The sequence below is a fragment of the uncultured Parolsenella sp. genome (assembly GCF_958346945.1).
In the GTDB taxonomy this organism is placed as follows: Bacteria; Actinomycetota; Coriobacteriia; order Coriobacteriales; family Atopobiaceae; genus Parolsenella.
In genome coordinates this window covers 149,203-174,392 of record NZ_CATVTL010000001.1, presented here as the reverse complement: position 1 = coordinate 174,392, position 25,190 = coordinate 149,203, and the positions used below count along the sequence as shown (strand labels likewise).

The 25,190-nt window shown below is 67.2% G+C and carries 21 protein-coding genes and 2 tRNA genes; 11 read left to right on the top strand and 12 right to left on the bottom strand.

What is annotated here, in order from left to right:
* Positions 1-89: 89 nt before the first annotated feature.
* Positions 90-752, bottom strand: coding sequence for a hypothetical protein (locus Q3866_RS00750; protein WP_293824238.1), 663 nt, complete (start codon positions 750-752; stop codon positions 90-92).
* 194 nt (positions 753-946) lie between these two features.
* Between Q3866_RS00750 and Q3866_RS00745 the strand changes: the two genes are divergently transcribed.
* The 6 genes from Q3866_RS00745 (at position 947) to Q3866_RS00720 (ending at position 8,643) form a co-directional block, all read left to right on the top strand.
* Positions 947-1,762 (top strand): ABC transporter ATP-binding protein, encoded by an 816-nt coding sequence (locus Q3866_RS00745; protein WP_293673998.1) that lies wholly within the window; start codon positions 947-949, stop codon positions 1,760-1,762.
* Positions 1,752-3,983 carry an FtsX-like permease family protein gene (locus Q3866_RS00740; protein ID WP_301828851.1) on the top strand — a complete coding sequence of 744 codons (2,232 nt, stop codon included), beginning with the start codon at positions 1,752-1,754 and terminating at the stop codon, positions 3,981-3,983. The genes Q3866_RS00745 and Q3866_RS00740 overlap by 11 nt, the downstream gene beginning before the upstream one ends.
* A gap of 207 nt (positions 3,984-4,190) precedes the next feature.
* A complete protein-coding gene (locus Q3866_RS00735; RefSeq protein WP_301828850.1) occupies positions 4,191-5,093 on the top strand; it encodes a transporter substrate-binding domain-containing protein in 903 nt (300 codons plus the stop codon).
* A gap of 12 nt (positions 5,094-5,105) precedes the next feature.
* Entirely contained in the window at positions 5,106-6,254 is a 1,149-nt protein-coding gene (locus tag Q3866_RS00730) for an amino acid ABC transporter permease (protein ID WP_301828848.1), read from the top strand.
* A gap of 8 nt (positions 6,255-6,262) precedes the next feature.
* On the top strand, positions 6,263-7,078 hold the full coding sequence (locus tag Q3866_RS00725) for an amino acid ABC transporter ATP-binding protein (RefSeq protein WP_301828846.1): 816 nt from the start codon (positions 6,263-6,265) through the stop codon (positions 7,076-7,078).
* Between the two features lie 56 nt (positions 7,079-7,134).
* Positions 7,135-8,643 (top strand): M20/M25/M40 family metallo-hydrolase, encoded by a 1,509-nt coding sequence (locus Q3866_RS00720; RefSeq protein ID WP_301828845.1) that lies wholly within the window; start codon positions 7,135-7,137, stop codon positions 8,641-8,643.
* A gap of 39 nt (positions 8,644-8,682) precedes the next feature.
* On the opposite strand, the gene Q3866_RS00715 is transcribed toward Q3866_RS00720, so the two are convergent.
* From Q3866_RS00715 to Q3866_RS00700, 4 genes are all read right to left on the bottom strand, one after another.
* A complete protein-coding gene (locus Q3866_RS00715; RefSeq protein WP_301828844.1) occupies positions 8,683-9,747 on the bottom strand; it encodes a HAMP domain-containing sensor histidine kinase in 1,065 nt (354 codons plus the stop codon).
* A gap of 4 nt (positions 9,748-9,751) precedes the next feature.
* Positions 9,752-10,423, bottom strand: coding sequence for a response regulator transcription factor (locus tag Q3866_RS00710; protein ID WP_301828841.1), 672 nt, complete (start codon positions 10,421-10,423; stop codon positions 9,752-9,754).
* Positions 10,424-10,870: 447 nt separating this feature from the next.
* The gene (purH, locus tag Q3866_RS00705; RefSeq protein WP_301828840.1) at positions 10,871-12,469 is read right to left on the bottom strand and encodes a bifunctional phosphoribosylaminoimidazolecarboxamide formyltransferase/IMP cyclohydrolase; all 1,599 of its coding nucleotides are present in this window, start codon (positions 12,467-12,469) and stop codon (positions 10,871-10,873) included.
* A 315-nt stretch (positions 12,470-12,784) separates the two neighbouring features.
* Positions 12,785-14,728, bottom strand: a complete 1,944-nt coding sequence (locus Q3866_RS00700) for a DUF2207 domain-containing protein (protein WP_301828838.1) — start codon at positions 14,726-14,728, stop codon at positions 12,785-12,787.
* A gap of 124 nt (positions 14,729-14,852) precedes the next feature.
* On the opposite strand from Q3866_RS00700, the gene Q3866_RS00695 reads away from it, so the two are divergent.
* The 4 genes from Q3866_RS00695 (at position 14,853) to Q3866_RS00680 (ending at position 17,484) form a co-directional block, all read left to right on the top strand.
* Positions 14,853-15,371 carry a ferritin gene (locus Q3866_RS00695; RefSeq protein WP_301828836.1) on the top strand — a complete coding sequence of 173 codons (519 nt, stop codon included), beginning with the start codon at positions 14,853-14,855 and terminating at the stop codon, positions 15,369-15,371.
* A gap of 183 nt (positions 15,372-15,554) precedes the next feature.
* Positions 15,555-16,568 carry a tRNA glutamyl-Q(34) synthetase GluQRS gene (gene gluQRS, locus Q3866_RS00690; protein WP_301828835.1) on the top strand — a complete coding sequence of 338 codons (1,014 nt, stop codon included), beginning with the start codon at positions 15,555-15,557 and terminating at the stop codon, positions 16,566-16,568.
* A gap of 271 nt (positions 16,569-16,839) precedes the next feature.
* Positions 16,840-16,930 (top strand) — tRNA-Ser (locus Q3866_RS00685).
* A gap of 477 nt (positions 16,931-17,407) precedes the next feature.
* Positions 17,408-17,484, top strand: a tRNA-Arg gene (locus Q3866_RS00680).
* A gap of 205 nt (positions 17,485-17,689) precedes the next feature.
* On the opposite strand, the gene Q3866_RS00675 is transcribed toward Q3866_RS00680, so the two are convergent.
* Both Q3866_RS00675 and Q3866_RS00670 read right to left on the bottom strand, forming a co-directional pair.
* Positions 17,690-18,106, bottom strand: coding sequence for a hypothetical protein (locus tag Q3866_RS00675; RefSeq protein WP_301828834.1), 417 nt, complete (start codon positions 18,104-18,106; stop codon positions 17,690-17,692).
* A 160-nt stretch (positions 18,107-18,266) separates the two neighbouring features.
* Positions 18,267-18,689 carry an Hsp20/alpha crystallin family protein gene (locus Q3866_RS00670; RefSeq protein ID WP_293674003.1) on the bottom strand — a complete coding sequence of 141 codons (423 nt, stop codon included), beginning with the start codon at positions 18,687-18,689 and terminating at the stop codon, positions 18,267-18,269.
* 251 nt (positions 18,690-18,940) lie between these two features.
* Between Q3866_RS00670 and Q3866_RS00665 the strand changes: the two genes are divergently transcribed.
* On the top strand, positions 18,941-19,387 hold the full coding sequence (locus tag Q3866_RS00665) for a hypothetical protein (protein ID WP_293674004.1): 447 nt from the start codon (positions 18,941-18,943) through the stop codon (positions 19,385-19,387).
* Positions 19,388-19,570: 183 nt separating this feature from the next.
* Here the strand turns inward: Q3866_RS00665 and Q3866_RS00660 are convergent, their stop codons facing one another.
* The 5 genes from Q3866_RS00660 to Q3866_RS00640 all read right to left on the bottom strand — a co-directional run bounded on the left by Q3866_RS00660 (position 19,571) and on the right by Q3866_RS00640 (position 25,189).
* Positions 19,571-19,762, bottom strand: a complete 192-nt coding sequence (locus Q3866_RS00660; protein WP_293824266.1) for a hypothetical protein — start codon at positions 19,760-19,762, stop codon at positions 19,571-19,573.
* A 38-nt stretch (positions 19,763-19,800) separates the two neighbouring features.
* Positions 19,801-22,437 carry an ATP-dependent chaperone ClpB gene (gene clpB / locus Q3866_RS00655; protein WP_301828828.1) on the bottom strand — a complete coding sequence of 879 codons (2,637 nt, stop codon included), beginning with the start codon at positions 22,435-22,437 and terminating at the stop codon, positions 19,801-19,803.
* 401 nt (positions 22,438-22,838) lie between these two features.
* Entirely contained in the window at positions 22,839-23,276 is a 438-nt protein-coding gene (locus Q3866_RS00650; RefSeq protein WP_301828826.1) for a MerR family transcriptional regulator, read from the bottom strand.
* A gap of 73 nt (positions 23,277-23,349) precedes the next feature.
* Positions 23,350-24,285 carry a DnaJ C-terminal domain-containing protein gene (locus Q3866_RS00645; protein ID WP_293824271.1) on the bottom strand — a complete coding sequence of 312 codons (936 nt, stop codon included), beginning with the start codon at positions 24,283-24,285 and terminating at the stop codon, positions 23,350-23,352.
* A 67-nt stretch (positions 24,286-24,352) separates the two neighbouring features.
* Complete coding sequence (locus tag Q3866_RS00640) at positions 24,353-25,189, bottom strand: nucleotide exchange factor GrpE (RefSeq protein ID WP_301828823.1); 837 nt, start codon at positions 25,187-25,189, stop codon at positions 24,353-24,355.
* Between the last annotated feature and the right edge of the window lies 1 nt (position 25,190).

Sequence of the window (25,190 nt, the reverse complement as noted above, 5' to 3'; positions counted from 1 at the left end):
CCGCAAATGAGCACGGAATAGTCGTCAATTTGAGATTGTGTCTTGAGGAATGTCTGCAAGCGCCAAACGCCACGCTCAGCCCGCGGAAGCTACCTGCGGCGGGAGCGGGAGCGCTCGAGGAGGCGGTCCCAGCCGCCAGCGAACTTCTCGGCAAGCTCGCCCGAGCAGTCGCTCGCGGGAACGATGCCGTGCTCGTCGGACACGAGGAAGGCCTCGGCGGGGCGCTCGGAGCCGTCGGCCAGGCGCTGCAGCAGGCGCGGGTCGCGCTCGACGGGCATGCCCAGGGTCTTGGCGAGGTCGCCCACCAGCGAGGTGGCGCCGCTCATGTGCTCGCCGGGCGCCATGCCCACGGCAAGGCCGCTGCCACGCGACACCCACAGCGTCTCGGGCGCGACGTCGGTCTGCGAGGCCTCCGTCGAGGCGCTCTCCGCGCGCTCGACCAGCGCCGCGAGCGACGTGTCTGCCGGCGGCTCGTAGTCGCCGGCCGCCATCGCGGCGCGACCCTCGGCGTCGACCATCAGCATGAGCACGCCGTCGGGGTGCTCGGCCGTGCCGTCGGCAAGCGTCCACTCGATGTGCTGCTTGGCCCAGCCCAGCAGCTGCTTCGAGAGCCCCTTGCCCAGCACGCTGCGCTTGCCCAGGGCGCGCATGTGGCGGTTGAGCAGCGGCAGGTCTCCGGCTGAGAGCCTCCAGCGGCACACCAGCACCGGCGTTCCGACCTCGAACTCCTCGGGAATCTTGCCATCTGCCATGAGCGTGCCCTCCCCCTAGCCGGCGTGGCCGGCAACCTTTCAAAACCGTAATCCCACTGTAAGCCAAATCGATGGCACCTCTCGGGCGCCAGCCCCACCATTATTCCCGACAATCAGTGAGACGAACCCGGCCTTGCCGCCGGGTCTGAAAGAAGGGATTGCGCATGGGCATGCACTACGAGCCGGGCCACGCCATGGGAGAGGGGCTCGCCCCCGTTCACCAGGCACCGCAGGGAACGGTGCTGTCGGTCCAGCACCTCCAGAAGATCTATGCCCCCAGGGGCAGGGCCAAGGGCGTCACCACCCGCGCCCTGGCCGACGTAAGCTTTGACGTGCGCGAGGGCGAGTTCGTGGGCATCATGGGCGCCTCGGGCTCGGGCAAGTCGACGCTGCTCAACTGCGTCTCGACCATCGACACGGCCACGAGCGGCCACGTCCTGGTGCGCGGGGCCGACGTCACGGCCATGCGCGGCAGCGACCTTGCGCGCTTCCGCCGCGAGCAGCTGGGCTTCATCTTCCAGGACTCCAACCTGCTCGACACCCTCACGGCGCGCGAGAACGTGGCGCTGCCGCTCACCATCGCACGCGCGGCCTCGGGCGAGACGCTCGCCCGCGTGGAGCAGATCGCCCGCCGCCTGGGCATCGACGAGGTGCTCGACAAGTACCCCTACCAGCTGTCCGGTGGCCAGCAGCAGCGCGTTGCCGCGGCCCGCGCCCTCGTGACCCGCCCCGCCGTGATCATGGCCGACGAGCCCACGGGCGCGCTCGACTCCAAGAACGCGCGCCTGCTACTCGAAAGCATGCAGAGCCTCAACGAGGGTGCGCGCGCCACGATCCTCATGGTGACCCACGACAGCTTCGCCGCGAGCTACACCCAGCGCGTGCTGTTCATCCGCGACGGGCGCATCTTCACCGAGCTGCGCCGCGGCGCCTCGAGCCGCCGCGAGTTCTTCGACCGCATCATGGAGGTCGTCGCCGTGATGGGTGGTGACGGCTCCGATGCTCTGTAAGCTCGCCTGGGGAAACGTCCGCCGAGCCGGGCGCGACTACCTCGTCTACCTGCTCACGCTCACCCTGGGCGTGGCCGTGTTCTACGCGTTCAACACCGTCTCGATGCAGGCGGACCTCGCCGGCATCCCCATGGAGGGCCTCTCCGAGCTCCTCGGCGAGGCACTCGGCGGCCTCACCTACTTCTTGGCCGCCATCATGGGCTTTCTCATGGTCTACGCCAACAACTTCATCATGAAGCGGCGCAAGAAGGAGTTTGGCCTCTACCAGGTACTGGGCATGACGCGCGGGCGCGTGGCCCTTATCATGGCCCTCGAGACGGCCATCGTCTCGGGCGCCGCGCTGGTGCTGGGGCTGCTCCTTGGCGTGGGCGTCTCGTGGGTCATGACGTTCTTCACCGCCTCGATGTTCAAGGCGCAGATCGCGACCTTCCACTTCTTCTTCTCGCTCGACGCCCTGCGTCTCACGGTGTCGTGCCTCGTCACGATCTTTGTGGTGACGCTCGCGTTCAACCTGCGCGTTGTTGCCCGCACGCGGCTCATTGGCCTCATGAGCGCAAGCCGCCAGAACGAGCAGGTCAAGATGCGCAAGGCGTGGGTGTCGGTTGCGCTGTTCGCGGCGGGCGCGGCGCTTGTGGGCGTGGCCTACGCGCGCCTGCTGCACGACGGCTTTCCCATCGACCTCGTGGGCGACGAGCTCGACCAGGGCATGACGCAGTTCGAGATCACCACGGGCATGGTTACGGCCGGCACCATCATGCTGTTCTTTGGCCTGTCGGGCGCGCTTCTCGCCCTGGTACAGCGCCTGCGAGCCGTCTACTGGCGTGGCCTCAACATGTTCACGCTGCGTCAGCTTGCGGCCAAGGTGAACACCGTGTCGCTCTCGATGGGCGTCATCTCGATGATCCTGTTCCTCGCCATTACCTCCGTTACCTGCGGTATGTCGATTGCGAGCGTCATGAGTGAGAACCTCGAGATCAACAATCCCGTGGACGTCTCGAGCACCTACACCTACAACTCGGCCGTGGTGTCCGGCTTCTTCGAGAAGCTTGGCGGCGATGGGTTTGCTTTCGCACGCGGGCCGCTCGACATCTACGACAACCTGCGGGGCATCAAGCTCGATGACGGCTCGTATGGCATGGCCGAGAAGAGCGCGAACAAGGCCGGCGCCCCCGGGGAACTCGATGCGCGCCAGGTTTTGGGCGACCACGTGCAGATCGACCAGTACTACTCCATTCCCGCGAACACGATGGACGCGCCCGAGGTGTCGCCGTCTGCGCTCTCCCGGCAGCTGGGCATCGAGACGCCCGCGGCCTTTGGCTACACCAACTCGGAGACCTTTGGCCTGTACGTTGCCTCTGAGAGCCAGTACAACGCGCTGCTTTCCCTGCGGGGGCTTCCCCAGGTGAGCCTGGGCGAGGACGGCTACCTCATCACCTGCGACATGGGCGAGACCGCAAGCGACCTGTACGACCACTTCATGAGCGAGGGCCAGACGCTTACAATCGCGGGCCACGAGCTGCGCCCCGTTGCGAGCAAGGTCGATGCGAAGGCAGGCGCCCTAGGCAACTCCGCGATGGGTAGCAACCCCGGCACCGTCATCGTGCCCGACGCGGTGCTCGCAGATGCCAACTACACGCTGGCCTTCAGCACGTTGCTCGCCAACTACCGCCAAGACGTCACCACCAAGCAGGGCGACGACTTCTTCGATGGCCTCGTCCTCACCACCCTTGGTGAGCAGGACGGCGGCGACCTGCCATGCGGCTACTGGAGCCAGACCATCGTCCGCCGCAGCGAGATGTACGAGCAGTCCAACTCGATGCGCGGCGTCATCAGCTACCTGGCCATCTACATTGGCTTTGTGCTCGTGGTGGCGTGCGCCGCGATTCTCACGATCCAGCAGCTCTCGGGCGTGGCCGACTCCACGCGCAGCTACCGCGTGCTGTCTGAGCTGGGATGCGAGACGAGCGAGATTCGCCACTCGGTGCTGGCGCAGCAGGCCGTGTTCTTCGTGTTTCCGCTGGTGGTGGGCGTGGCTCACTCGTCCGTTGCCCTGCACGTGATCATCGACCTGGTGAAGGTCATGGGCAACATCTCGATTGGTGGCACGGTGGGACTCACCTGCGCGGTGTTCCTCGCGGCCTACGGTGGCTACTTCGTGCTCACCTATGTGATGGGCACCGGCATCGTGCGCGACGCGATTCGCGTGAGGAAGAGCGAGTAGCGGCCAGCGGACAACTAAAACTGACGCACGACCGGCGGGGGCCTGCGGCATGACGCCGCAGGCCCCCGCACTCAACCTGAAAGGCATTTCCGCAGCGTTACCCTTTTGTGCGCAAGCATGCACGGGGACCATCAAACCCGTATCCTGTTAGAGCTTCATATGGTGCCGGAGCGCCCCCCTCGCGCCGGCACGCTCGAAAGGACACGCATGATTACTCACCGCAACATGACCCGCCGCGCGTTCCTGCGCACCGCGCTGGGCGCCGGTTCGCTCGTGGCGCTGCCCGCGCTCGCAGGCTGCCAGCGCCCCTCCACCATCCCCGTCGTCGAGTCTGGCACCGGCGACGCTCGCGAGGACCGCTCAGACGAAATCCTTGGCAAGGCGCAGATCCGCGTGGGCATGGAGGTTGCCTACGCCCCCTACAACTGGCAGACGTCAGAGCCCAGCGAGTACACCATCCCGGTCGACAACGTGAGCGGCGCCTACGCCGACGGCTACGACGTCCAGTTCGCCAAGCTCGTGTGCGAGGAGCTCGGCGGCGAGCCCGTTACGGTGAAGATGACCTTCTCTGGCCTCATCGACGCCCTCAACAACGGCCAGATCGACCTCATCATCGCCGGCATGAGCGCCACCGACGAGCGCCGCCAGTCCGTCGACTTCTCCGACCCCTACTTCGTGGGCTACTTTGGCCTGTTCGTGAAGGAGGGCTCCAAGTACGAAAACGCCACCAAGCTGTCTGACTTCTCGGGCGCGCAGGTGCTGGGCCAGAAGGACACGATGCTCGACACCGTCATCGACGAGATCCCCGGCGTCATCCACCAGGCCCCCGTCGACTCGGTGCCCAATGTGTTCAGCCACCTGCTGCAGGGCACCTGCGACGCGGTGACCTACAACACCGAGAACGAGGAGGGCTACATGAAGCAGAACCCCGGCATCGTGCCCGTCCGCTTTGCCGAGGGCGAGGGCTTCCAGCAGGACGTCACCTGTAACGTGGGCATGCGCAAGGGCTCGACCAAGCTGCTCGATATCATCAACGAGGTCGTGGACGGCGTGAGCGAGGACGAGCGCAGCGCCATGTGGCAGGCCTGCCTCGACCGCCAGCCGGAATAGGGAGGGAGCCCCATGAAGTCACTCGAGCGTCTGGCCTCCTTCTGCGCGGCCGACCACCGCTACGTCTTCCTTGGCACGAGCGCGATCGCGGCCGTGGGCCTGTGGTTCTCGCAGCAGGCGCCCACGCCCATGAGCGCGCTGGCGCCCCTGGGCATCGCCCAGGACCTGCCGTGGCTCGTCCTGTGGGCCTGGCTCGCCGTCTCGGCCGTGGCCCTGCTCAACAAGCTCGTGCGCTGGCGCGACTACGCCGCCACCTCTCCCCTCGCCCGCCCGGTCGCCAAGCGCGCCGAGCGCGTCGGCTCCTACGTGGTGGTCGCCTGCACGCTGCTGTTCTTCGTCGACCGCGGCGCGCTGGGCTTTGCCGACCTCGTACGCGTGAGCGTCGCGTCCAACTCCAACCCCAGCGACTTCCTCTCGAGCCTCGTCTACATGACGTGGGAGAGCAGGCGGTTCTTTGTCCAGGGCATTGGCATCACCATCGCGCTTGCCACCTTTGGCACGATCATCGCGTTCTTCCTGGCGCTGGGCATGTGCTTCCTGCGCATCCAGCAGGCAGACCGCGTCGACAACGACGCCATCCGCTTCCTCAAGAGCGTGGGCCGTGGCTTCTCGCGCGCCTACAGCACCGTGGTGCGCGGCACGCCCATGATGGTGCAGGGCCTGCTCATCTACTTCGCGGGCTTCTCGTTCCTGCGCGGCCTTGGCATGGACACCGGCCAGGCCAACCAGATCTGGTCCACGTTCACGGCGGGCCTCGTCACTATCTCGCTCAACTCCACCGCCTATATGATGGAGGTGCTGCGCGGCGGCATCGAGAGCGTCGACGCCGGGCAGGCCGAGGCGGCCCGCAGCCTGGGCCTCTCGCAGTGGCAGGCCATGCGCAAGGTCGTGTTCCCGCAGGGCATCAAGTACGCCATCCCCGCGCTCACCAACGAGCTCATCATCAACATCAAGGACTCCTCGGTGCTCTCGGTCATCGGCGTGTTCGACCTCATGTACGCCACCACCACCGTGGCCGGCATCTACTACCGCCAGATGGAGGTCTACTGCGTGGCGCTCGTCGTGTACCTGTGCCTCACGCTCATCGCGAGCCGCCTGCTCGAGGCCTTCGGCAAGCGCCTGGGCGCCCAGGGCACCAAGACGCTCCCCAGCTCTAACTAGGAGGAACCGTGGACAACCAGAACATCACCGCGGAGCACTCCGCAACCGCCCCCGCCGAGGGCGAGGCCCTCATCCGCGTCGAGGACCTGCGCAAGTCGTTTGGCCAGCTCGAGGTGCTCAAGGGCATCAACCTCTCCGTCATGCCGGGCGAGGTCGTGACGATCATCGGCGCCTCGGGCTCGGGCAAGTCGACCCTGCTGCGCTGCCTCAACCTGCTCGAGACGCCCGACTCGGGCCACGTGTGGTTCCACGACACCGACCTCACGGCCGACCGCACCAACGTGAACGCCCTGCGCGAGAAGATTGGCATGGTGTTCCAGGGCTTCAACCTCTTCAACAACATGAACGTGCTCGACAACTGCACGCTTGCGCCCGTGACGCTCAAGAAGTGCTCCAAGGAGGAGGCCGAGAAGACCGCCCTGAGGCACCTCGAGAGCGTGGGACTCGCCAAGTTTGCCAACGCCGACGTGACACGCCTGTCCGGCGGCCAGAAGCAGCGCGTGGCCATTGCCCGCGCGCTGTGCATGAACCCGCAGATCATGCTGTTCGACGAGCCCACGAGCGCCCTTGACCCCGAGATCGTGGGCGAGGTGCTCGAGGTCATGCGCAAGCTCGCGGGCGAGGGCATGACCATGGTGGTGGTCACGCACGAGATGGCCTTTGCCCGCACCGTGAGTGACCGCGTGGTCTTCATGGACCAGGGCGTGGTGCTCGAGCAGGGCTCTCCCGACAAGATCTTTGGCGCACCCGAGCACGAGCGCACGCGCGCGTTCCTCTCGCGCTACCTTGACGACTCCGAGGCCACGGCCGGAGCCGGCGCGTGAGCGGCGCCGTCGTAGCGGCGGGCGAACAGGTAGGCGCCGCGCCTGCGGCCGGACACATGGCCGAGAAGAACGAGCAGGCGGCGGGCGGTGCTGGTAGCGAGGCTGCCGGTAACACCGGCGCGGCCGTCTGGCAGTTCTTTGACCACGAGACGGACTACCCCGACCTGTGCGAGCAGGACCTCTGCGAGCGGCTGGGCCGGGCGCTCTCGTTTGCCACGGTGAGCCACATGGACGACGCGCAGACGGACTGGGGCGCCTTCGACGCGCTGCAGACCTGGATGCGCGCGGCATACCCGCACGTCTTCTCCGCCGGCGAAGCCGAGGTCATTGGCCACTCGCTGCTGGTGACCATCCCGGGCAGCGACGCGTCCCTGCGTCCCATGATGCTCATGGGCCACCAGGACGTGGTGAGCGTCGTGCCCGGCACCGAGGGCGACTGGGGCCACGGCGCCTTCTCGGGCGACGTGGACGACACCTACGTCTGGGGCCGCGGCGCCATCGACATGAAGGACCAGGTCACGGGCATCCTCGAGGCCGTCGAATACGCGCTGGCCCATGGCTGGCGCCTGCGCCGCACCATCGTCCTGGCGTTTGGCCAAGACGAGGAGACCAACCAGTTTGGCGCCCACGCGCTGGGGCAGGAGCTCGAGCGCCGCGGTGTTGAGCTCGAGTTTCTTGTGGACGAGGGCGACTACCGCATCGTCTCGTCGGCCGAGTACGGGGCGCCGGGCTTTCACCTCATGCACGCAGACCTCGCCGAGAAGGGCTACGCGGACGTCGTGCTGCGGGCGAAGAGCGCCGGCGGCCACTCGTCCAACCCGTTTGGCGGCACGTCGCTGGGCGTGCTGTCGCAGGCCATTGCGCGCATCTGCGCCATCGAGTGGCCCGTGCGCCTCACGCCGCTCACGGCCGCCCTGCTGCGCGAGCTGGCACCTGCGATGACGAGCGGCCCGCTGTCCGAGCTTGGCATTGCCTGCGCGGCAGACGTCGACGAGCGCGCGAACGAGGTGGCCCGCGCCTGCCTTGCGGACCCGCAGCTCTTCCCACTCGTCACCACCACGTGCGCGCCCACGATGATCGAGGGCGGTTCGGCCTCGTGCAACGTGATGCCACAGGACATGTGGGCCAACGTCAACTTCCGCATGCTCGAGGGCACCACGCGCGCAGACGTGCTCGAGCGCTGCCGTGAGGCCGTGGCAGACCTGGGCGTCACGGTGGAGCTGGGTCCCGGCAGCTCGGAGGCCACGCACGCGCCCGAACCCGGCGGCGCCGGCCTCGCCTACGTGCGCGCGGCGGCAGGCCGCTACTTCCGCGAGCCCGGCGAGAGCAGCGACCGCACGCCCGTGCGCGTCGTGCCCTCCACGGTCATTGGCGCCACAGACGCGGCCAACTACGAACACATCTGCCCCGCCTGCATTCGCTTCTCGGCCTTCGTGGTCGATGACGACGAGTGCGCCCGAGGCGTCCACGGCACCGACGAGCGCATCACGCGCCACGCCTACCTGCAGGGCATTCGCTTCCTGCTGCGCCTCATCGACCTCGCCTGCGTGCAGGTAGATCTGTAGCGGCGGCCCGTGCGGGCGCCACCGTGCCCGCACGGGTCCCTACTCGACGTAATGCATCTTGTTGGTGGGGAACGCGATCGAGACCTCGAACCACGCGCCCTCGCGCGAGTCGGCCGAGATGGACAGGCCCATCTTCTCGCAGAGCATCTTGGCAAGCCATAGGCCAAGCCCCGTGGCGCCCTTGTGCGTGCGTCCGTTCGCTCCCGTGAAGCCCCGCTCGAACACGCGGGGCAGCTCGGCCGGGCTCACGCCGCAGCCGTTGTCGCGCACCACAAGCACGACGCACTCGCTCGCGAGCCCCTCGCCATCGACGCGCGCCGAGAAGGACACCTGCGCCCCTCCCTCGGTGTCTTCGCGCAGGTAGCGAATGGAGTTCTGCAAGAACTGGCCCAGCACGAAGCCCAGCCACTTGTCGTCGGCGAGCACCGTGAGATCCATGCCCTCGCCCAGGCGCGGCGCCATGTGAGCGGCTATGAGCTCGCGGGCGTTGGCCTTGAGCGCCGCCGTCACGACGTCTCCCACGCGATGGGAGCGGATGAGGTAGTCCGCCTCGAGCGTCTCGGAGCGCGCCACGTATAATGCCTGGTCAACGTAGCCCTCGATGCGGCGCAGCCCCGCGTCGATCGAGTCGAGGCGGGCGGGGTCGACCTGGGCCTCGACAGGGTCTGCCATGAGGTTCTCGACCGTGAGGTGCACGGCGGCAAGCGGGGTCTTGACCTCGTGCACCCACATCTCGACGTAGCGCTCGTAGTCGCTCATCTGGCGACGGGCCGCGGCCACCTCGTCGCTCGCAGACTTGTTGGACGCGGCGATGGCCTCGTAAGCAACGTCACCCTCAGCAAAGCCGGGGGCCTCGGTGAGCGCGGCGACAAGGCGCGGGTTGTCGAGCTCGCGCGGCAGGCACTCGAGCCGCCTCCACCACCCGCGGTGCGCCAGGTAGTCAAGGGACAGGCCGCAGACCAGCCCCACGGAGCCAATGATGAGACCGAGCAGGGCAAAGCTGCGACCGCCCGCCACCTCCATCACAAAGGTAAGCAGGGCGAGCGTGCCCAGCAGCAACAGGACGAGGCCCAGATGGCTCTTGAGATATGCGCCCGGATTCATGTCGCTACCTCACCGAGTAGCCCTGGCCGCGATGCGTCACGAGCCAGCCCGTGACGCCCACGCGCTCGAGGGCCGCACGCAGGCGATTCACGTTGACGGTGAGGGTGTTGTCGTCCACGAAGGCGTCGGACTCCCACAGCTCGTACATGAGCGCCTCGCGCGACACAACGGCGCCGCCGCGGCGCATGAGCAGGGCGAGGATGCGCAGCTCGTTCTTGGTGAGCTCCGTCTGACGGCCGTCGTGGGAGACCTGCGAGCGCGAGAGGTCGAGGCGCACGCCACCGCGCTCGATGATGGAGCTGGGCGCCACCTGGCCGCGGGTGCGGCGCAGCACCGCCTCGATGTGGGCGAGCAGGATGCGCGAGCTGTAGGGCTTGGTCACGAAGTCGTCCGCGCCCATGCCCATGGCAAGCACCTCGTCGACCTCGGTGACGCGGCTCGTGAGCACGATGACCGGCACGCTCGAGGCGGAGCGAATCTCGCGACAAACGAGCTGGCCGTCCGTCCCCGGCAGCGTGAGGTCGAGAAGCACGAGGTCTGGAACGGCGGCGAGGGCAAGCTCGGCGGCACGCGGGAAGTCATGGCACTCCTCGACCTCATAGCCCTCGCGAGCGAGCAGGCGCACGAGCTCGGCGCGCAGCGCCTCGTCGTCCTCGATGACGTAGACCTTAGCCATGCCTCTCCCCTCGCGCGCTGGCGGCACATGCCACCATCTTGTACGCCCAGCGTAGCGCACACCGCATCGACGGCGGCCCTCGTGCGCCATCCTTACGCTATTGTTCGGCCAGGCGCCTTGCGCGCTTCTCGGCAAAAGTCTTTTTTGCTTAGGGTATCGCCGCTCTGGGACAAAAACGGGCGCCCCGCAGATGCAAGACGCCCGTTGTCGCGGCGAGATTGGGCGCCGTCCTCAAAACCAAGGGTCGCCCTGGTGCCCGAGATCGCCACGAAGGCAAGGCGACGTGTACTGAGGTACACGAGCCGCAGCCTGAGCGGCGAGATTGGGTGCCACCCTCAAAACCAAGGGTCGCCCTGGTGCCCGAGATCGCCACGAAGGCAAGGCGACGTGTACTGAGGTACACGAGCCGCAGCCTGAGCGGCGAGATTGGGTGCCAGGGCGAGCCGACTAGTGGCGGAAGTGGCGGGTGCCGGTGAACACCATCGCAATGCCATGCTCGTCGCAGGCGGCGATGGACTCGTCGTCGCGCACGGAGCCGCCGGGCTGGATGATGGCGGTGACGCCATGGGCGGCGAGGGTGTCGACGTTGTCGCGGAACGGGAAGAAGGCGTCGGACGCGGCGACGAGGTCCTGGGGCTCGACGCCCATGCGCTCGCAGGCCTTCTCGGCACGCTCGCAGGCGATGAGCGCGGAGTCGACGCGGTTGGGCTGGCCGGGACCCATGCCAAGGCCCGCGCGGTCCTTGGCCACGAGGATGGCGTTGGACTTCACGGTCTTGCAGACGCGCCAGGCAAAGAGGAGGTCGTCCATCTCGGCGTCGGTGGGCTGGCGCTTGGTGGGCACGGTAAAGGTGGCCGGGTCCTCGTCGACGTGGTCGATGTCCTGGACGAGCAGGCCGCCGTCGACGGTGCGCACCTCGACGCCCACGGTACGGTCGACGCCGCCGGTGGCGAGCACACGCATGTTCTTGCGCTTGGAGAGGCGCTCGAGGGCCTCGGGCGTGTAGCTCGGGGCGATCATGACCTCGACGAACTGCTTGTTGACGTCGGCAAAGTGCTCGCAGAGCTCGAGCGGCACCTCGCGGTTGACGGCGATGATGCCACCAAAGGCCGAGACGGGGTCGCAGGCGAAGGCCTTGTCGTAGGCAGTGGTGACGTCGGCGGCCGTGGCGGAGCCGCAGGGGTTCTGGTGCTTGAGGATCACGACTGCCGGCTCGTCGAACTCGCGCACGGCCGCCCAGGCGGCGTCGGAGTCGAGCAGGTTGTTGTACGAGAGGGGCTTGCCCTGGATCTGGGTGGCACGGGCCAGCGAGTGGGCTGGGGCGTCGCCGCGCACGTAGAACGCGGCCGCCTGCTGCGGGTTCTCGCCATAGCGCAGGTCCTGTTCCTTGGTGCCGGCGATGGAGAAGTGCTCCGGGAAGACGGGGGCGCCATCCTCAGCGGCCGGGGCCTGCTCGGCAAGCCAGGTGGCGATGGCCGTGTCGTAGGCAGCGGTGGTCTGGTAGACCTTGAGCTGCAGGCGGCGGCGCGTGGCGAGCGTGGTGGCACCGTCGTTGGCGCGCATCTCGGCCAGCACAGCGTCATAGTCGGCGGGGTCGGAGACCACGGTCACGGCGTCGGCGTTCTTGGCGGCCGAGCGCAGCATCGAGGGGCCACCGATGTCGATGTGCTCGATGGCGTCGGCAAAGGTGACGTCGGGCTTGGCGACGGTCTTCTCGAACTCATAGAGGTTGACGCAGACCAGGTCGATCATGCCAATGCCGTGCTCGGCGGCCTCGGCCATGTGGCGCTCGTCGTCGCGGCGGGCGAGCAGGCCGCCGTGCACCTTGGGGTGCAGCGTCTTGACGCGGCCGTCCATCATCTCGGGGAACCTCGTGTACTGCTCGATGGGCACCACGTTGACGCCGGCCTCGGAGAGCACCCGGGCCGTTCCGCCGGTCGAGATGACCTCAACGCCGAACTCGTCCTCGAGCGCCTTCACGAACTCGACGATGCCCGTCTTGTCCGTAACGGAGACGAGAGCACGCTTGATAGAGCTGTCTGCCATGAAACCTCCTCGTTGTGTGCACTACCTCATGGGAGCGGCCTCCGCCGAACGCATCCGGGGTTTGAACTCCCAAACCCTTATTGTGCCGCAACCAGCGCGGTCAGACCCGACCAAAATTAGCCGAGGGGACAGTCCCTTTGTCTCACTCCGCCCGCGCGAGGCGCGAGCGCCGGCGACCAGCCCGCCGAGGCGTGCGGCGCTCGCCCGGCGCGCCAGCAAAAGGGCGGCGGGCCCGCATGCGCGAGTCCGCCGCCGTCGATTCATATGTGCGAGAGACGCAGGGGACGAGAAACGCTCGCCTCACGGAGCACGTGGCTAGAAGGCGCCACCGCCACCACCGCCACCGCCGCCTCCGCCGCCACCGCCGGAGAAGCCGCCGCCCCCGCCGCCGCCAGAACTGCTCGAGGACGCGGCCATCGCGGCCGTGCTCACGTGGTGGGCGCTCTCGTAGCTCGTGGTGATGACGCTCGCCGGCGAGCCCAGGCGGCCGTAGCTGCCGTACCAGCAGTAGCTGTAGAAGTACGGGTCCGCGAGAATCTCGGGGGCGGCCACCTTGAGCTGCTCGATCACACGGTCGGCGACGCCCAGGACCACAGCCATGACCAGCAGGCGGTCCCATAGGGCCACGTCGCGCGGCACGGCCTCGCCCAGCAGCGTGAACTCCTTGAGCCACTTGCGCAGCGCGGCGAGCTTGGCTCGCAGCTCGATGGCCTCGCGCGACATCGGGCGCAGGCGCGTGGCGAGGACGCAGGCCACGGTGCACGCCACCAGGTTCAGGACGAGCAGCACCAGGCCGTTGACCCAGGCCTCGGCATCAAGCAAGAAGACCGAGGCGACGACGCCCACGCAGGCCAGCAGGATCGAGAAGACCAAGAGCGGGGCGCGGCCGGTGAAGCCGTCCTCATCGAAGAAGTTGCGTACCTCGCAGCGGCCGCTCACCTCGTCGCGCCACTCGTCGAGCGCCTCGGAGTAGGTCTGGGGCGCCTTCTTGGCGGCGCGCTTGACGTCGGAGAAGCGCAGCGTCTTGTAGCCGCCGGCCGGGGCGTCGCGCCAGCGGCGGTCCTTGCCGCGCGGGGCCACGACATTGAACAACAGGTTCATGGCCGCCGAGTCGATGTCGTTCTTGGCCTTGCGGTCGCCGCGCTCGATCTGGTAGTCCTTGTCGCGGCCCTTGTCGTCCTTCACGAGCGACAGGCCAATGATGCCGTCGTCGGTGAGCTTCATGAGGGTGGCGGTGAAGGCCTCGGAGGGCACCTTGCCGCCCGCCCACAGCGCGGCGAGCACGGCGGGGTGGTCGTCGGAGGGCACGTCGCGGAAGTAGTCGCCGTCGAACTGGGCGCGGTGGCGGCGGCGATAGCGCAGGGTCAGCAGCGCGGCGAGCGCCACGATGCCCACGCAGCTGGCAGCGCCCACGCTCGTCCCCACGAGAAGCGTGGCGCGGGCGCGCTCACGGCGGGCATTGGCCTCGTCGGCCCACTGCTGCTCCTCGGCCCTGATGGTCGAGAGCTGCGAGGTGCTCGAGGGCACCGTGTCCGTGAGCCACTCCACCGGGAAGGCGATGCGGGCCTCGGCGTACTCGTCGGTGCCCACGCCCGGCACGGTGTAGACCACGTCGTTGCCGTCAAAGGAGAGCGAGGCATCGAGAGGGCCGTGGCCCCAGGCGCGCACGTTGTCGCCGCCCGATACCGTGACGCCGGCAGGAACCGGCAGGTGAACGCGGCAGGTCACGTTGTCAGACGGCACGTCCCAGCCGTCGGAGACAAACTTCCAGTACAGCTCTCCCGTGTCGGCCCAGGCGTTCACCACGTTGTTCATGGTGTAGGAGATGCGCACGCGGGCGCGCTCGTCCTCGTGGGGCGTGTAGATCTTGACGCGCGTGAACGAGTAGTAGTCGCCGACCTCGTAGGTGCCGGGGTCGCCGCTGTACGCCTCGCTGAATGCGCCCCAGCTCTGGTTGAGGTCCTCGACCGACAGGTCAGAGATCCATGGGGCCACGTCGCTCGAGGTCTCGGCGGGGGCGCTCGTTGCGATGTCCCAGTACACACCGTTGAACGAGCCGTCGAAGTTGAACTCGCGCTCCTCGACGATGCGAATCGAGCCGTCCGTGTTCACGGTGAGGTCGATGTCGACGGCGTCGATCGAGTAGTCGCGCGCCAGTGCTGGCGCCGGCGCGCACACGAGCGCGAGCGCGGCCACGAGCATCGCCACCAGGGCGGCGATGAGCGGGCGCCAAGAAGAGCCTGGGCGGTGGTTGTCCATGGGTCTCCCTCAATTGTTGGCCTAATGTGCGTATATCGTACCTGAACGGCCGCGGGGCATACCCCGGCCGCGGCCGGGGTAGGCTGATTGCCGGCAACGATTAACCGCGTGGGAAGGAACGAAGATGGCCATGAACGAGAGCGTCGCCAAGGTGCTCGAGAACCAGATCAACAAGGAGCTCTACTCCGCCTACCTCTACCTCACCTTTGCCGACTACTACGAGGACCGCGGCCTCAAGGGCTTTGCCAACTGGTACATGGTCCAGGTCCAGGAGGAGACCGACCACGCCAAGGCGCTGCGCCGCTATCTGCTCGACAACGACTACAAGCCCACGATGGAGGCCATCGACAAGCCCGACAAGACCTTTGAGAACGACCTCGAGCCGCTCGAGGCGGGCCTTGCCCACGAGGAGTACGTCACGAGCCTCATCCACCACTGCTACGAGGTTGCGCAGGAGGCCCACGACATCCGCGCCACGCAGATGCTCGACTGGTTCGTGAAGGAGCAGGGCGAGGAAGAGGCCAACGCCCGCGACATGATCAGCAACATGAAGCTGTTTGGCACCGATCCCAAGGGCCTCTACGACCTCGACCGCGAGTACGCCACCCGCGCCTACGTCGCGCAGACCACGCTGCCGATGTAGCGGGGGGCTCGCGGACGCGGCGGCCCTTGACGGGGCGGGCGCCATGCACCACGGGCCGGCTCCGGCAAGGCGTCGCGATCGGCCCGCAGACAATGCGGACGGCGGCCGACTGAGCCGCAACGCCAACCCCAAGGCGCGGACCTGCCACCACGGCGGGCCCGCGCCTCTGTCATACTGGCAGGCATGGCTAACCAGACTGACACAACCATTCGCCCGGCAACGCCCCCGCGCGTCGTCGGGCGTTTTGCCCCCACGCCCTCGGGCCGCATGCACCTGGGCAACGTCGCCTCGTGCCTCGTGGCCTGGCTGTCTGCCCGCGCGGCAGGCGGGCGCATGGTGCTGCGCATCGAGGACCTCGACCCACGCGCCCAGAGCCGCGAGCGGGCGAATCTCATCATGGACGACCTGCGCTGGCTGGGGCTCGATTGGGACGAGGGCCCCGTGTACCAAAGCGAACGCGGCGAGCTCTACGAGGCCGCGATCGAGCGGTTGGGCGGCAGCGGCATCCTTGCCGGCACGAGCGGCCTGGGCCTCACCTACCCCTGCTTCTGCACGAGAAGCGAGCTGCACGCCGCAAGCGCGCCGCACGCGAGCGACGGCACATACGTCTACGCCGGGACGTGCCGCGGCCTGAACGCCATCGAGGTGGCGAGCCGCGCCGAGAGGCGCGCGCCCGCCACGAGGCTGCACGTGCCCGAGGCCGGCGTGCCCGAGGGCGTCATCGAGTTTTGCGACCTTGCCTTTGGCGAGGTGCGCGAGGACCTTGCGCGCGAGTGCGGTGACTTTCTCGTGAGGCGCAGCGACGGCGTGGTGGCCTACCAGCTGGCCGTCGTGGTCGACGACGCCGAGATGGGCGTGACGCAGGTGGTCCGCGGGCGCGACCTTTTGGGCTCCTGCGCGAGGCAGATGTACCTGCAGGACCTTCTTGGCTACGAGAACCCCAGCTACGGGCATGTGCCGCTCCTGGTGGCGCCCGATGGCAGGAGGCTCTCCAAGCGCGAGCACGACCTCGACCTGGGGGCGCTGCGAGAGTGCTATGCAGGACCGGAGGTTCTGCTGGGCGCCATCGCCAGCAGCCTGGGCCTGGCCGAGAGGGGCGAGGCAGTGAGCGCCGACGCGCTGGTGGGGCGTTTCTCGTGGGAGACCATCGCCGCCCACCGTGGCGACATCGTGGTCGATGAGGGGTTCCTGGAGTAGGGACTGGCGTTGGTGGAGCGGGCCGCAGGCCTCGGCCGCGGGGGCGGCGTCGTTTTCGGCCACGCGCAGTACGACGTTGTCGAGAAGCCCGCGCGCTTCTCGGCCGCGCATGGCGCAGCGCCCTATTGGCCCATCGCACTTCTCGGCCACGGGCAGCGATTTGCAAGGCCTCGGGGGGTTGGTGCCCACCTTGTGCACGCCTCATGAGATTCGCGAGTTTGTCACTTTGCGTTTGCGGCGGGGTGCGGTATGATACTCAAGCACCTTTTCCGGAGAGCTGACCGAGAGGCCGAAGGTGCTCGCCTGCTAAGCGAGTATACCCCCTAAGGGTATCTGGGGTTCGAATCCCCAGCTCTCCGCCAGAACGCGCAGCCCCGTGGGTCTCACCCGCGGGGCTTTTTCTTTCTTGAATTTTCCGGCGGTCAATTCGACTCGCTGGGAGAGGCCGCGTCTCGCACAGTGCGTGGCAAACGCAGGTAGTTATGGCCTTCCGAAGTCGATAATTACCCGCGCTTGGCACGCGCCTTCGCAGCGGGGCGGTTGCGGGACCCCCCCCAGACGGCGTGGAGCCGAAGCATTTGCACACCCGGGGCCCGAGCCGCGCCATGGAGCCCCGTCGCGAACTTTGGCGCGGAGGGCCGCCCGACGAGAGTTGGGGCGTTCGGGGCTTCGAAACATCTCGCACGGAACCTTGGATTGCGTCGTTGCCGCAAGATAGAAATCTGAGCATCGACAACTCATCTACCTCGTACTTTACTTGCACGGCAAAATTATTTCCAAGAATCTCGATTTTTTGCTTGACGTATGAGGGGGAGAAAGGCATTATAAGTAACTGCGCTGCGGCATTAGCTCAGCTGGATAGAGCGTTTGACTACGAATCAAAAGGTCATAGGTTCGAATCCTATATGCCGCACCATTAAATGATCGAGGCCGGAGCCCATGGGTTCTGGCCTCTTTTGTTATACATCGAGCTGCTATAAGGACCGCATCGGCCATCGCCTGTCCAACGTGGCGCCAAGGCGCGGCACCCGCGCCGATCCGTCGGACGCGACCCGCACCATCCAAGCACCCGCCAGCAGAAAAAGCGGGCCGCACGCGTACGTACGGCCCGCAGGCGCAAGCTATGCGTTGGCGAGCGCCACCGGCTCGCACTCCCCCGGCTCGGGACGCCAGGTCACACCGCACTCGTCGGCGCAGGCGTAGACGTAGGCCACCTTGTGCGCGTCGAGCAGGTCGAGGAGGTCGGACAGCTGCCGGCCGCCCTCAACAAAGTAGGACGCGCACGCCTGCTCGAGGCTCTGCTCGGCAGCATCGCCCGCAAGGGCGCCGATGACCTTGCCCTCGACGTCGTCATCGAACGCCACGCACGACATGCGCCAGCCGGTGCCAAAGGCATCGTACGTGCTCTGGCCCCGCGTACCCACCACGATGCGGCTCGCCGCATCCACGCGCTCGACCCAGACCGCGAGCTCGTCTGCGCCGTCCGTGCGCTGCACCACGAGCGTTCCGCCCTTGCCCGAATCCATGACCTTGTCCATTCTTGCCCCTCTCTTCGACTCCTACTGATGAGAGTAGCGTATAACTGCTTCCGGACAAGAAATCGAACACCCGTTTGCACAAATTGACACGCCGAACGGTACGAAAAAGGGGCCGCCGCTCTCGCGACGACCCCGGGGATGCAAGCTTGCATCGAGGCTGCTAGTCGATGGAGACCTTCGTGACGTTGGCCTTCTCGTCCTGCTTGGGGACGTTGACCGTCAGGATGCCGTCTGCCAGCTTGGCGCTCAGGCCGCTTGTAGCAGCGTCCTTGAGGTAGACGCCGCGCGTGCAGGTGTACTCGCCGGTCTCGCGCTGCAGGTAGTTCTTGGACTTCTGCTCGTCGGAGTCCTTCTTGTCGACCGAGATCGACAGGCGACCCTCGTTAAGCTCGACGTCGATCTGGTCGCGCGTGACGCCCGGGACGTGAGCCGAGATGACGTACGCGTCGCCGGCGTCCTCGACGTCCATCTTGAAGTCTGCCGGAGTAGAGACCGGAGCAAGGAAGCTGTCGAACACGTCATCGAACGGGAAGACGCTACGAGCGAGCCTGTTGTAACGATCATAGGGAATCATGCTTGCCATGGTTACCAACTCCTTCTTGTTGGTTGCGGGCGCCCCGTATTTCCTGCGCCCCTTTGTTCACTAGTAGTTGTTCCCGCCAGGTGGAGTTCTAAACACGATGACGCATAATTTCTTAGCTAATTTGTTTATAAAATCTAAGCGTGCTCAACTTAAGTCTCATTGCGGGTTTGAGTGCCGTCCATGCAGGGCGAATACAATGCGCGCCCGCGCGGTACACTCAGGGGAACAAGGACGACCCCGGAAGAGGATGCATGAACACGGACGGTCAGAACACGTACGACGAGAACAACGCGCCGCAGGTAGAACCCACCATCGAGGCCCCATACGAGGAGGTCGAGGCTCCCAAGCACGAGCAGCGCCCGGCGTTTGTGCGCGAACCCAGGCACCACATCTCGCAGGCGCCCGTGAACGACATGCAGGCCGACGACACCTTCCAGACCCAGTACTCCCACGAGTCGGGCTACACGCTGTCGAACCGCAACCGCATCTCGCGCGGCGCCTACCGCGGCGCGCAGTCGCAGGAGACCAAGGTGCGCCAGGAGCTCAAGTACGGCCAGTACCTCTCGGTTCCCAAGGGCAGCCGCGAGATCTTTGGCTCGCGCGAGCGCCAGCGCCGTCGCACCATCGGCGTTGCCGCCGTTGTCGTGGCGCTCACCGCGCTCGTCGTCATCGCCGTGGTGCTCATCTGCTTCCACTAACGACATAGGGGGCGAGCGGGGCGAGAAGGCCTGCGAGCTTCGGCGCCAGGCACGCATCGGCATGGCTTCCGGGCACCGGCAGCCGCTGCCCATCCCGGACGCTCCGCCACCCAATCACGCGCACAACGCAAGGCACCCGCGGCTCTTCACCGCGGGTGCCTTCTTGTTGCCTATGACTGCCTGCTAGGCCCAGGGGTCGCGCTCGAAGAGCGGCTCGGGCGACGGCCTGCGGTCCGAGTAGGGATCGTAGCCGTCATCGTCCTCGTTCTCGGCGCGAACGCAGGGGTCGCGCGACACGCCGTCCTTGGGCTCGACGCCGGGCCTTGGCTCGGCTCCCCCGTCCATGCCCTCGCGGGGCGAAACGCTGTGGCTCATGGCTCCTCCGTCCAACGCCGTCCTCAACCGGGTCGATATTACTCGACCTCGTCGGGCGTGACGGCGGGACCCGTGGGCGGCGCCACCACGCGCTCGGCGTAGAAGTCGTTGTCGTCGCGCACGTCGACCTTCACCGTGTCGCCCTCGTGGAGCTCGCCGGCGATGATGAGGTTCGCGACGTTGTCGACCACCTGGCGCTGGATGAGGCGCTTGAGCGGGCGCGCGCCATAGACCGGGTCGAGGCCGTCGAGGGCCAGGGCCTGGATGGCCGCGGGCGTAAGGGTGAGCGAGATGCGCTCGTTGTCGAGGCGCTCGCGCACGCCCTTGAGCTGGATATCGACGATCTTCTCGATGTCATCGAGGCCCAGCGGGTGGAAGACCACGATGTCGTCGATACGGTTGAGGAACTCGGGCTTGAAGGTGGCGCGCAGCGCTTCGTTGACCTTCTTGTCCGTCTCGGCCCTGCTCGAGCCGTCCTGCTCCGCCTGGGCGATGACCTGGCTTCCCACGTTGCTCGTCATGATGATGATCGTGTTCTTGAAGCTCACGACACGACCCTGGCCATCGGTCAGGCGGCCGTCATCGAGCACCTGCAGCAGGATGTTGAAGACGTCGGGGTGGGCCTTCTCCATCTCGTCCATGAGGATGACGGAGTAGGGCCTGCGGCGAACGGCCTCGGTGAGCTGGCCGCCCTCGTCATAGCCCACGTATCCAGGAGGGGCGCCAATGAGGCGCTGGACGCTGAACTTCTCCATGTACTCGGACATGTCGATGCGCACGAGGGCGCGCTCGTCGTCGAACAGGTAGTCTGCGAGCGCCTTGGCGAGCTCGGTCTTGCCCACGCCAGTGGGGCCAAGGAAGAAGAAGCTGCCGAGCGGGCGGTTGGGGTCCGCAAGGCCGGCGCGGCTGCGGCGCACGGCGGCGGCCACGGCGTTGACGGCCGCATCCTGGCCCACGACGCGCTTGTGCAGCTCAGCCTCGAGGTTCTGGAGCTTCTCGATCTCGCCCTGCATCATCTTGGAGACGGGCACGCCGGTCCAGGCGCTCACGACCTCGGCGATCTCCTCGCTGGTGACCTCCTCCTTGAGCACGCCACCCTCGGCCTGCTTGGCGTTGAGCTCGGCCTCGGCCGCGTCATAGCGACGCTGCAGGTCGGGGATCGTCGAGAAGCGCAGCTCGGAGGCGCGGGCAAGGTCGCCCGCACGCGTGGCGCGCTCCTCCTCGGTCTTGGCGTCGTCGATCTGACGCTTGAGGTCCTGCACCTGGTCGATGGCGCCCTTCTCGTTCTGCCACTTGGCCTTCATGCCGTCGAGCTTCTCGCGGGTTGTCGCGATCTCGCGGCGCAGGGTCTCGAGGCGCTCGCGGCTCGCGGCGTCCTCCTCCTTCATGAGGGCCTGCTCCTCGATCTGCATCTGCGTGAGCTGGCGGTCGACCGCGTCGATGTCGCTGGGCATGCTGTCGAGCTCCATGCGCAGACGGCTTGCCGCCTCGTCGATCAGGTCGATGGCCTTGTCGGGCAGGAAGCGATCGGCGATGTAGCGGTTGGAGAGGTCTGCCGCCGAGACGAGCGCGGCGTCGGTGATGCGCACGCCGTGGTGCATCTCGTACTTCTCCTTGAGGCCGCGCAGGATCGAGATGGTGTCCTCGACCGTGGGCTCGCTCACCAGCACTGTCTGGAAACGACGGGCCAGCGCGGCGTCCTTCTCGATGTACTTGCGGTACTCATCGAGCGTGGTGGCACCAATGGCGTGCAGCTCGCCACGGGCCAGGGCCGGCTTCAGGATGTTGCCGGCGTCCATGGAGCCCTCGGTGGCGCCCGCGCCCACGATGGTGTGCAGCTCGTCGATGAACAGAATCACGCGGCCGTTGGACTTCTCGACCTCCTTGAGGACGCTCTTGAGACGGTCCTCGAACTCGCCACGGTACTTGGCGCCCGCGACGAGCGAGCTCATGTCGAGCTCGACGAGCTCCTTGTCCTTGAGCGTGGAGGGCACGTCGCCCGCGACGATGCGCTCGGCCAGGCCTTCGACGATGGCGGTCTTGCCCACGCCCGGCTCGCCGATGAGCACGGGGTTGTTCTTGGTGCGGCGGCTCAGGACCTGAATGGTGCGGCGGATCTCCTCGACACGGCCGATCACGGGGTCGAGCTTGCCCTGGCGGGCGAGGTCGGTGACGTTGCGACCGTAACGCTCGAGGGCCTCGAACTCGGGCTTGGAGTCTTGGCTCGTGACGCGCTCGTCGCCACGCAGGTCGTTGTAGGCCTCCTGGATGCGCTTGGACGTGAGGCCGGCAGCCTTGAGGATGCGGCCCGCGTCAGTGCGGTCATCGGCCAGGGCGCACAGCAGGTGCTCGCTCGTGACGTAGGAGTCGCCCAGCTTGGTGGCGAGCTTCTCGGCCGCGTCCACGACCTTCACGAAGTCGTTGGCAAGGCCAACCTGCTGGCCGTCGCCGCTGACCTTGGGTTCGCGCTCGATCTGGGCGTCGACCGCGGCGGCGATGCTGCGGGGGTCTGCGCCCACGCGCTCGATGATGGAGCTCAGGTTGCGCTCGCCCGAGTCGAGCAGGGCCTTGAGCAGGTGGACCGGCTCGACGGAGCCGGCCTGGGCGTCACTCGCCACGCCGATGGCGGCCTGCAGGGCCTCCTGCGCCGTGACGGCCATCTTTTCTAACCTCATACGATCACCTCTCTGGGGTGCCGGCAGCCAGGGCCTCGCAGCCCGGTTGCCAGCCGTTGCTTATCGATAGTGATTGTACCCAGCATGCTGGGTGTCAGATGCGAAATCTAAGTCTTTACAAGATAGATTTTCTAAGTGCGAGAAGAGCTGGCCATAATCGCTTGCGAGCCACGTGGAAACGGGTTGGGAGCGCTCGCCAGGCACGCGGGCGCCGCAGTGGCGGATTGGCGTAAAAAAGGCCGCCGACCTGGCGCTCGCTGCACCAGATCGGCGGTATTCCTGAGCTTATGTGCACTAACGGCGGCCGGCGGGCGGCATCTCCAGGCGTGCGGCCGCAAGCGGCGCGGCAGTCTTTGAACCGCGCGCGGAAACGCTCACAGGTAGCGCCGCGACCCCGCAGGCTACTCCCCGTCCTCGGGCTTCTCGACCTTGCCGCTGAGCAGGCCGAGCATGGCCTTGCTGGGAGACATTCCCTCGTAGGGGGCCAGCGCCGTGATGCGCTCGCGGGTCTTGAACTCGCGCACCTGGTCCTCGAGCTCGCGCACGCGGGCGCGCATCTCGTCAATCTCGCGCTCCATCTCCTCCTCGTGCTCGCGCATGTCGAGGATGCGCACCACGCCGGCGAGGTTGATGCCCTCGTCGGTGAGGCGGCCGATGAGCTCGAGGCGCTCGATGTCTGCCTGCGAGTACAGGCGCGTGTTGCCGCGCGAGCGACCGGGGTTCACGAGGCCCTTCTGCTCGTAGACGCGCAACGTCTGCGGGTGCATGCCCGTGAGCTCGGCCGCCACGCTGATCATGTAGAGCGGCTTGGTGCGGCTCTCGTCATTCTTGTGGGCCATCGGGGCTCTCCCCTCTCAGTGGGCCAGTGCGGTCCGACTGGGCGCCCCGCGACCCGACACGGGGCGCCCCTGGCTATGCCTTGAAGTACTTCTCGACGTCGGCGCGGTAGTCGCGCTCGTCGGCATCGCGCAGGGCCTCGAGGGCCTCGCGCTCCTTGGCCGAGAGGCGCGTGGGAATCTGGGCGCGCACGGTGACGTACATGGCGCCAAACGAGCCGCGGCGCTTGACGTTGGGGGCGCCCAAGTCGCGGAAGCGGAACGTCTTGCCGTCCTGCGTGCCAGCCGGGATGCGCAGCTTGAGCGTGTTGCCGCCCGGCGTGGGCACGCGAACCTCACCGCCCAGCGCAAGCTCCCAGATGCTCACCGGCAGCTCGAGACGCACGTCGGCGCCATCGCGCTTGAACAGCGGGTGCTCGGCCACGCTCGTGGTAATGACCAGCGAGCCGCGCGGGCCGCCGTTGCTGCCGTACTCGCCACGGTCGTGGTAGCGCAGCTTCATGCCGTCATAGGCGCCAGCCGGCACCTCGACGGTGAGCTTGGCGCGCTCGCCCGTGGACGGAACCATGTACGAGACGTCGCGCTTGGTGCCCTTGAAGGCCTCCTCGGGCGTCAGGCTGATGGTGAGCGTGAGGTCAGAGCCGCGCATCGAGCGGCGGGCCTGGGCACCGGCTGCCCCGCCAAAGATGGTGGAGAAGTCAAAGTTGCCAAAGCCACCGTCGCCGCGCATGTTGTTGAACATGTCGGCCCAGTTGCCGCCCACGTTTGTGGTGTACGAGTAGTTCCCGCCGCCGCCCGGCATGCCGCCGAACATGAGCATCTGGTCGTACTCGCGACGCTTCTTGTCGTCCGACAGCGTCTCGTAGGCCTCGGAGATCTCCTTGAACTTCTGCTCGTCTCCGCCGGCGTCGGGGTGATACTTCACCGCGAGCTTGCGAAACGCCTTCTTGATCTCGTCGGCCGAGGCGTCTTTCTTGACACCCAACACGTCGTAGAACGTCCTTTGCGCCATGGCGAAGGGCACCCCCTCTCAATCAGATGCGTGCGCCCGGGTGGGTTGCCCGGGCGCACGCGACACGTTACTTGGACTCTGCGTCGCCCTCCGGGGCTTCCGCAGGCCGCTTGGCACCGCCATAGGTGACGGTGACCATGGCCGGCCTCACGACCTTGCCGCCCAGGCGGTACCCCTTCTGGTACACGTCCGCGACGGTCTCGTCGTACTCGTCGGCGTTCTCAACGCGACCTACCGCCTGGTGGTCCTGCGGGTCGAACGGCTGGCCGGCGGGGTCGATGACCTCGACGCCCTGCTTCTCGAGCACCGAGACGACCTTCTCGTGCACAGCCGAGACGCCGTCCGCGAGCTGCTGGGCCACCTCGTTGCCCTCGGCCGTGGCCTGGGCGTGGGAGATGGCGCGCTCGAGGTCGTCGATGGCCGGGAGCAGGTCCTTCACGAGGCCCTCGCAGGCGCGCTCGCGCTCGGTCACGCGGTCGCGCTCGGTGCGGCGACGGTAGTTCTCCCAGTCGGCCTGGAGGCGCGAGAGACGGTCGGCCGCGCTCGCGGCCTCGGCCTTGGCAGCTTCGATGTCGCCCTCGACGTCGGCGAGCTTCTTGGCGAGCTCGTCGCGCTCGGCGCGCAGGACGTCGGCCTCGGACTTGATGTCGGCCTCGGCAGCGGCCTCGCCGGCCTTGATGGCCGCCTCGACGCGCGCCTGCTCGTCGGCATCGTCGCTGGTCTCGGGCTCGATGACCTCGGCCTCAACGGCCTGGGCCTCGTCTTGCTGGGCGTCGGCGGTCTGCTCGGGCTTCTCGTCGCCCTCGACCTCGATGTCGACCTTCACGTCGTCCCCCTCGGGGCTCGGCGCGGGGGCCGCGGTGGCCCCCGCCTGCTTATCGTTCACGGTGGTGCGAGCCATCATG

What these genes read in the sequence shown, in the direction of transcription:
- Q3866_RS00750 (WP_293824238.1), bottom strand. Translation starts at nt 752, where the DNA reads ATGGCAGATGGCAAGATTCCCGAGGAGTTCGAGGTCGGAACGCCGGTG.
- Q3866_RS00745 (WP_293673998.1), top strand. Translation starts at nt 947, where the DNA reads ATGGGAGAGGGGCTCGCCCCCGTTCACCAGGCACCGCAGGGAACGGTG.
- Q3866_RS00740 (WP_301828851.1), top strand. Translation starts at nt 1,752, where the DNA reads ATGCTCTGTAAGCTCGCCTGGGGAAACGTCCGCCGAGCCGGGCGCGAC.
- Q3866_RS00735 (WP_301828850.1), top strand. Translation starts at nt 4,191, where the DNA reads ATGATTACTCACCGCAACATGACCCGCCGCGCGTTCCTGCGCACCGCG.
- Q3866_RS00730 (WP_301828848.1), top strand. Translation starts at nt 5,106, where the DNA reads ATGAAGTCACTCGAGCGTCTGGCCTCCTTCTGCGCGGCCGACCACCGC.
- Q3866_RS00720 (WP_301828845.1), top strand. Translation starts at nt 7,135, where the DNA reads ATGGCCGAGAAGAACGAGCAGGCGGCGGGCGGTGCTGGTAGCGAGGCT.
- Q3866_RS00715 (WP_301828844.1), bottom strand. Translation starts at nt 9,747, where the DNA reads ATGAATCCGGGCGCATATCTCAAGAGCCATCTGGGCCTCGTCCTGTTG.
- Q3866_RS00710 (WP_301828841.1), bottom strand. Translation starts at nt 10,423, where the DNA reads ATGGCTAAGGTCTACGTCATCGAGGACGACGAGGCGCTGCGCGCCGAG.
- purH (WP_301828840.1), bottom strand. Translation starts at nt 12,469, where the DNA reads ATGGCAGACAGCTCTATCAAGCGTGCTCTCGTCTCCGTTACGGACAAG.
- Q3866_RS00700 (WP_301828838.1), bottom strand. Translation starts at nt 14,728, where the DNA reads ATGGACAACCACCGCCCAGGCTCTTCTTGGCGCCCGCTCATCGCCGCC.
- Q3866_RS00695 (WP_301828836.1), top strand. Translation starts at nt 14,853, where the DNA reads ATGGCCATGAACGAGAGCGTCGCCAAGGTGCTCGAGAACCAGATCAAC.
- gluQRS (WP_301828835.1), top strand. Translation starts at nt 15,555, where the DNA reads ATGGCTAACCAGACTGACACAACCATTCGCCCGGCAACGCCCCCGCGC.
- Q3866_RS00675 (WP_301828834.1), bottom strand. Translation starts at nt 18,106, where the DNA reads ATGGACAAGGTCATGGATTCGGGCAAGGGCGGAACGCTCGTGGTGCAG.
- Q3866_RS00670 (WP_293674003.1), bottom strand. Translation starts at nt 18,689, where the DNA reads ATGGCAAGCATGATTCCCTATGATCGTTACAACAGGCTCGCTCGTAGC.
- Q3866_RS00665 (WP_293674004.1), top strand. Translation starts at nt 18,941, where the DNA reads ATGAACACGGACGGTCAGAACACGTACGACGAGAACAACGCGCCGCAG.
- Q3866_RS00660 (WP_293824266.1), bottom strand. Translation starts at nt 19,762, where the DNA reads ATGAGCCACAGCGTTTCGCCCCGCGAGGGCATGGACGGGGGAGCCGAG.
- clpB (WP_301828828.1), bottom strand. Translation starts at nt 22,437, where the DNA reads ATGAGGTTAGAAAAGATGGCCGTCACGGCGCAGGAGGCCCTGCAGGCC.
- Q3866_RS00650 (WP_301828826.1), bottom strand. Translation starts at nt 23,276, where the DNA reads ATGGCCCACAAGAATGACGAGAGCCGCACCAAGCCGCTCTACATGATC.
- Q3866_RS00645 (WP_293824271.1), bottom strand. Translation starts at nt 24,285, where the DNA reads ATGGCGCAAAGGACGTTCTACGACGTGTTGGGTGTCAAGAAAGACGCC.
- Q3866_RS00640 (WP_301828823.1), bottom strand. Translation starts at nt 25,189, where the DNA reads ATGATGGCTCGCACCACCGTGAACGATAAGCAGGCGGGGGCCACCGCG.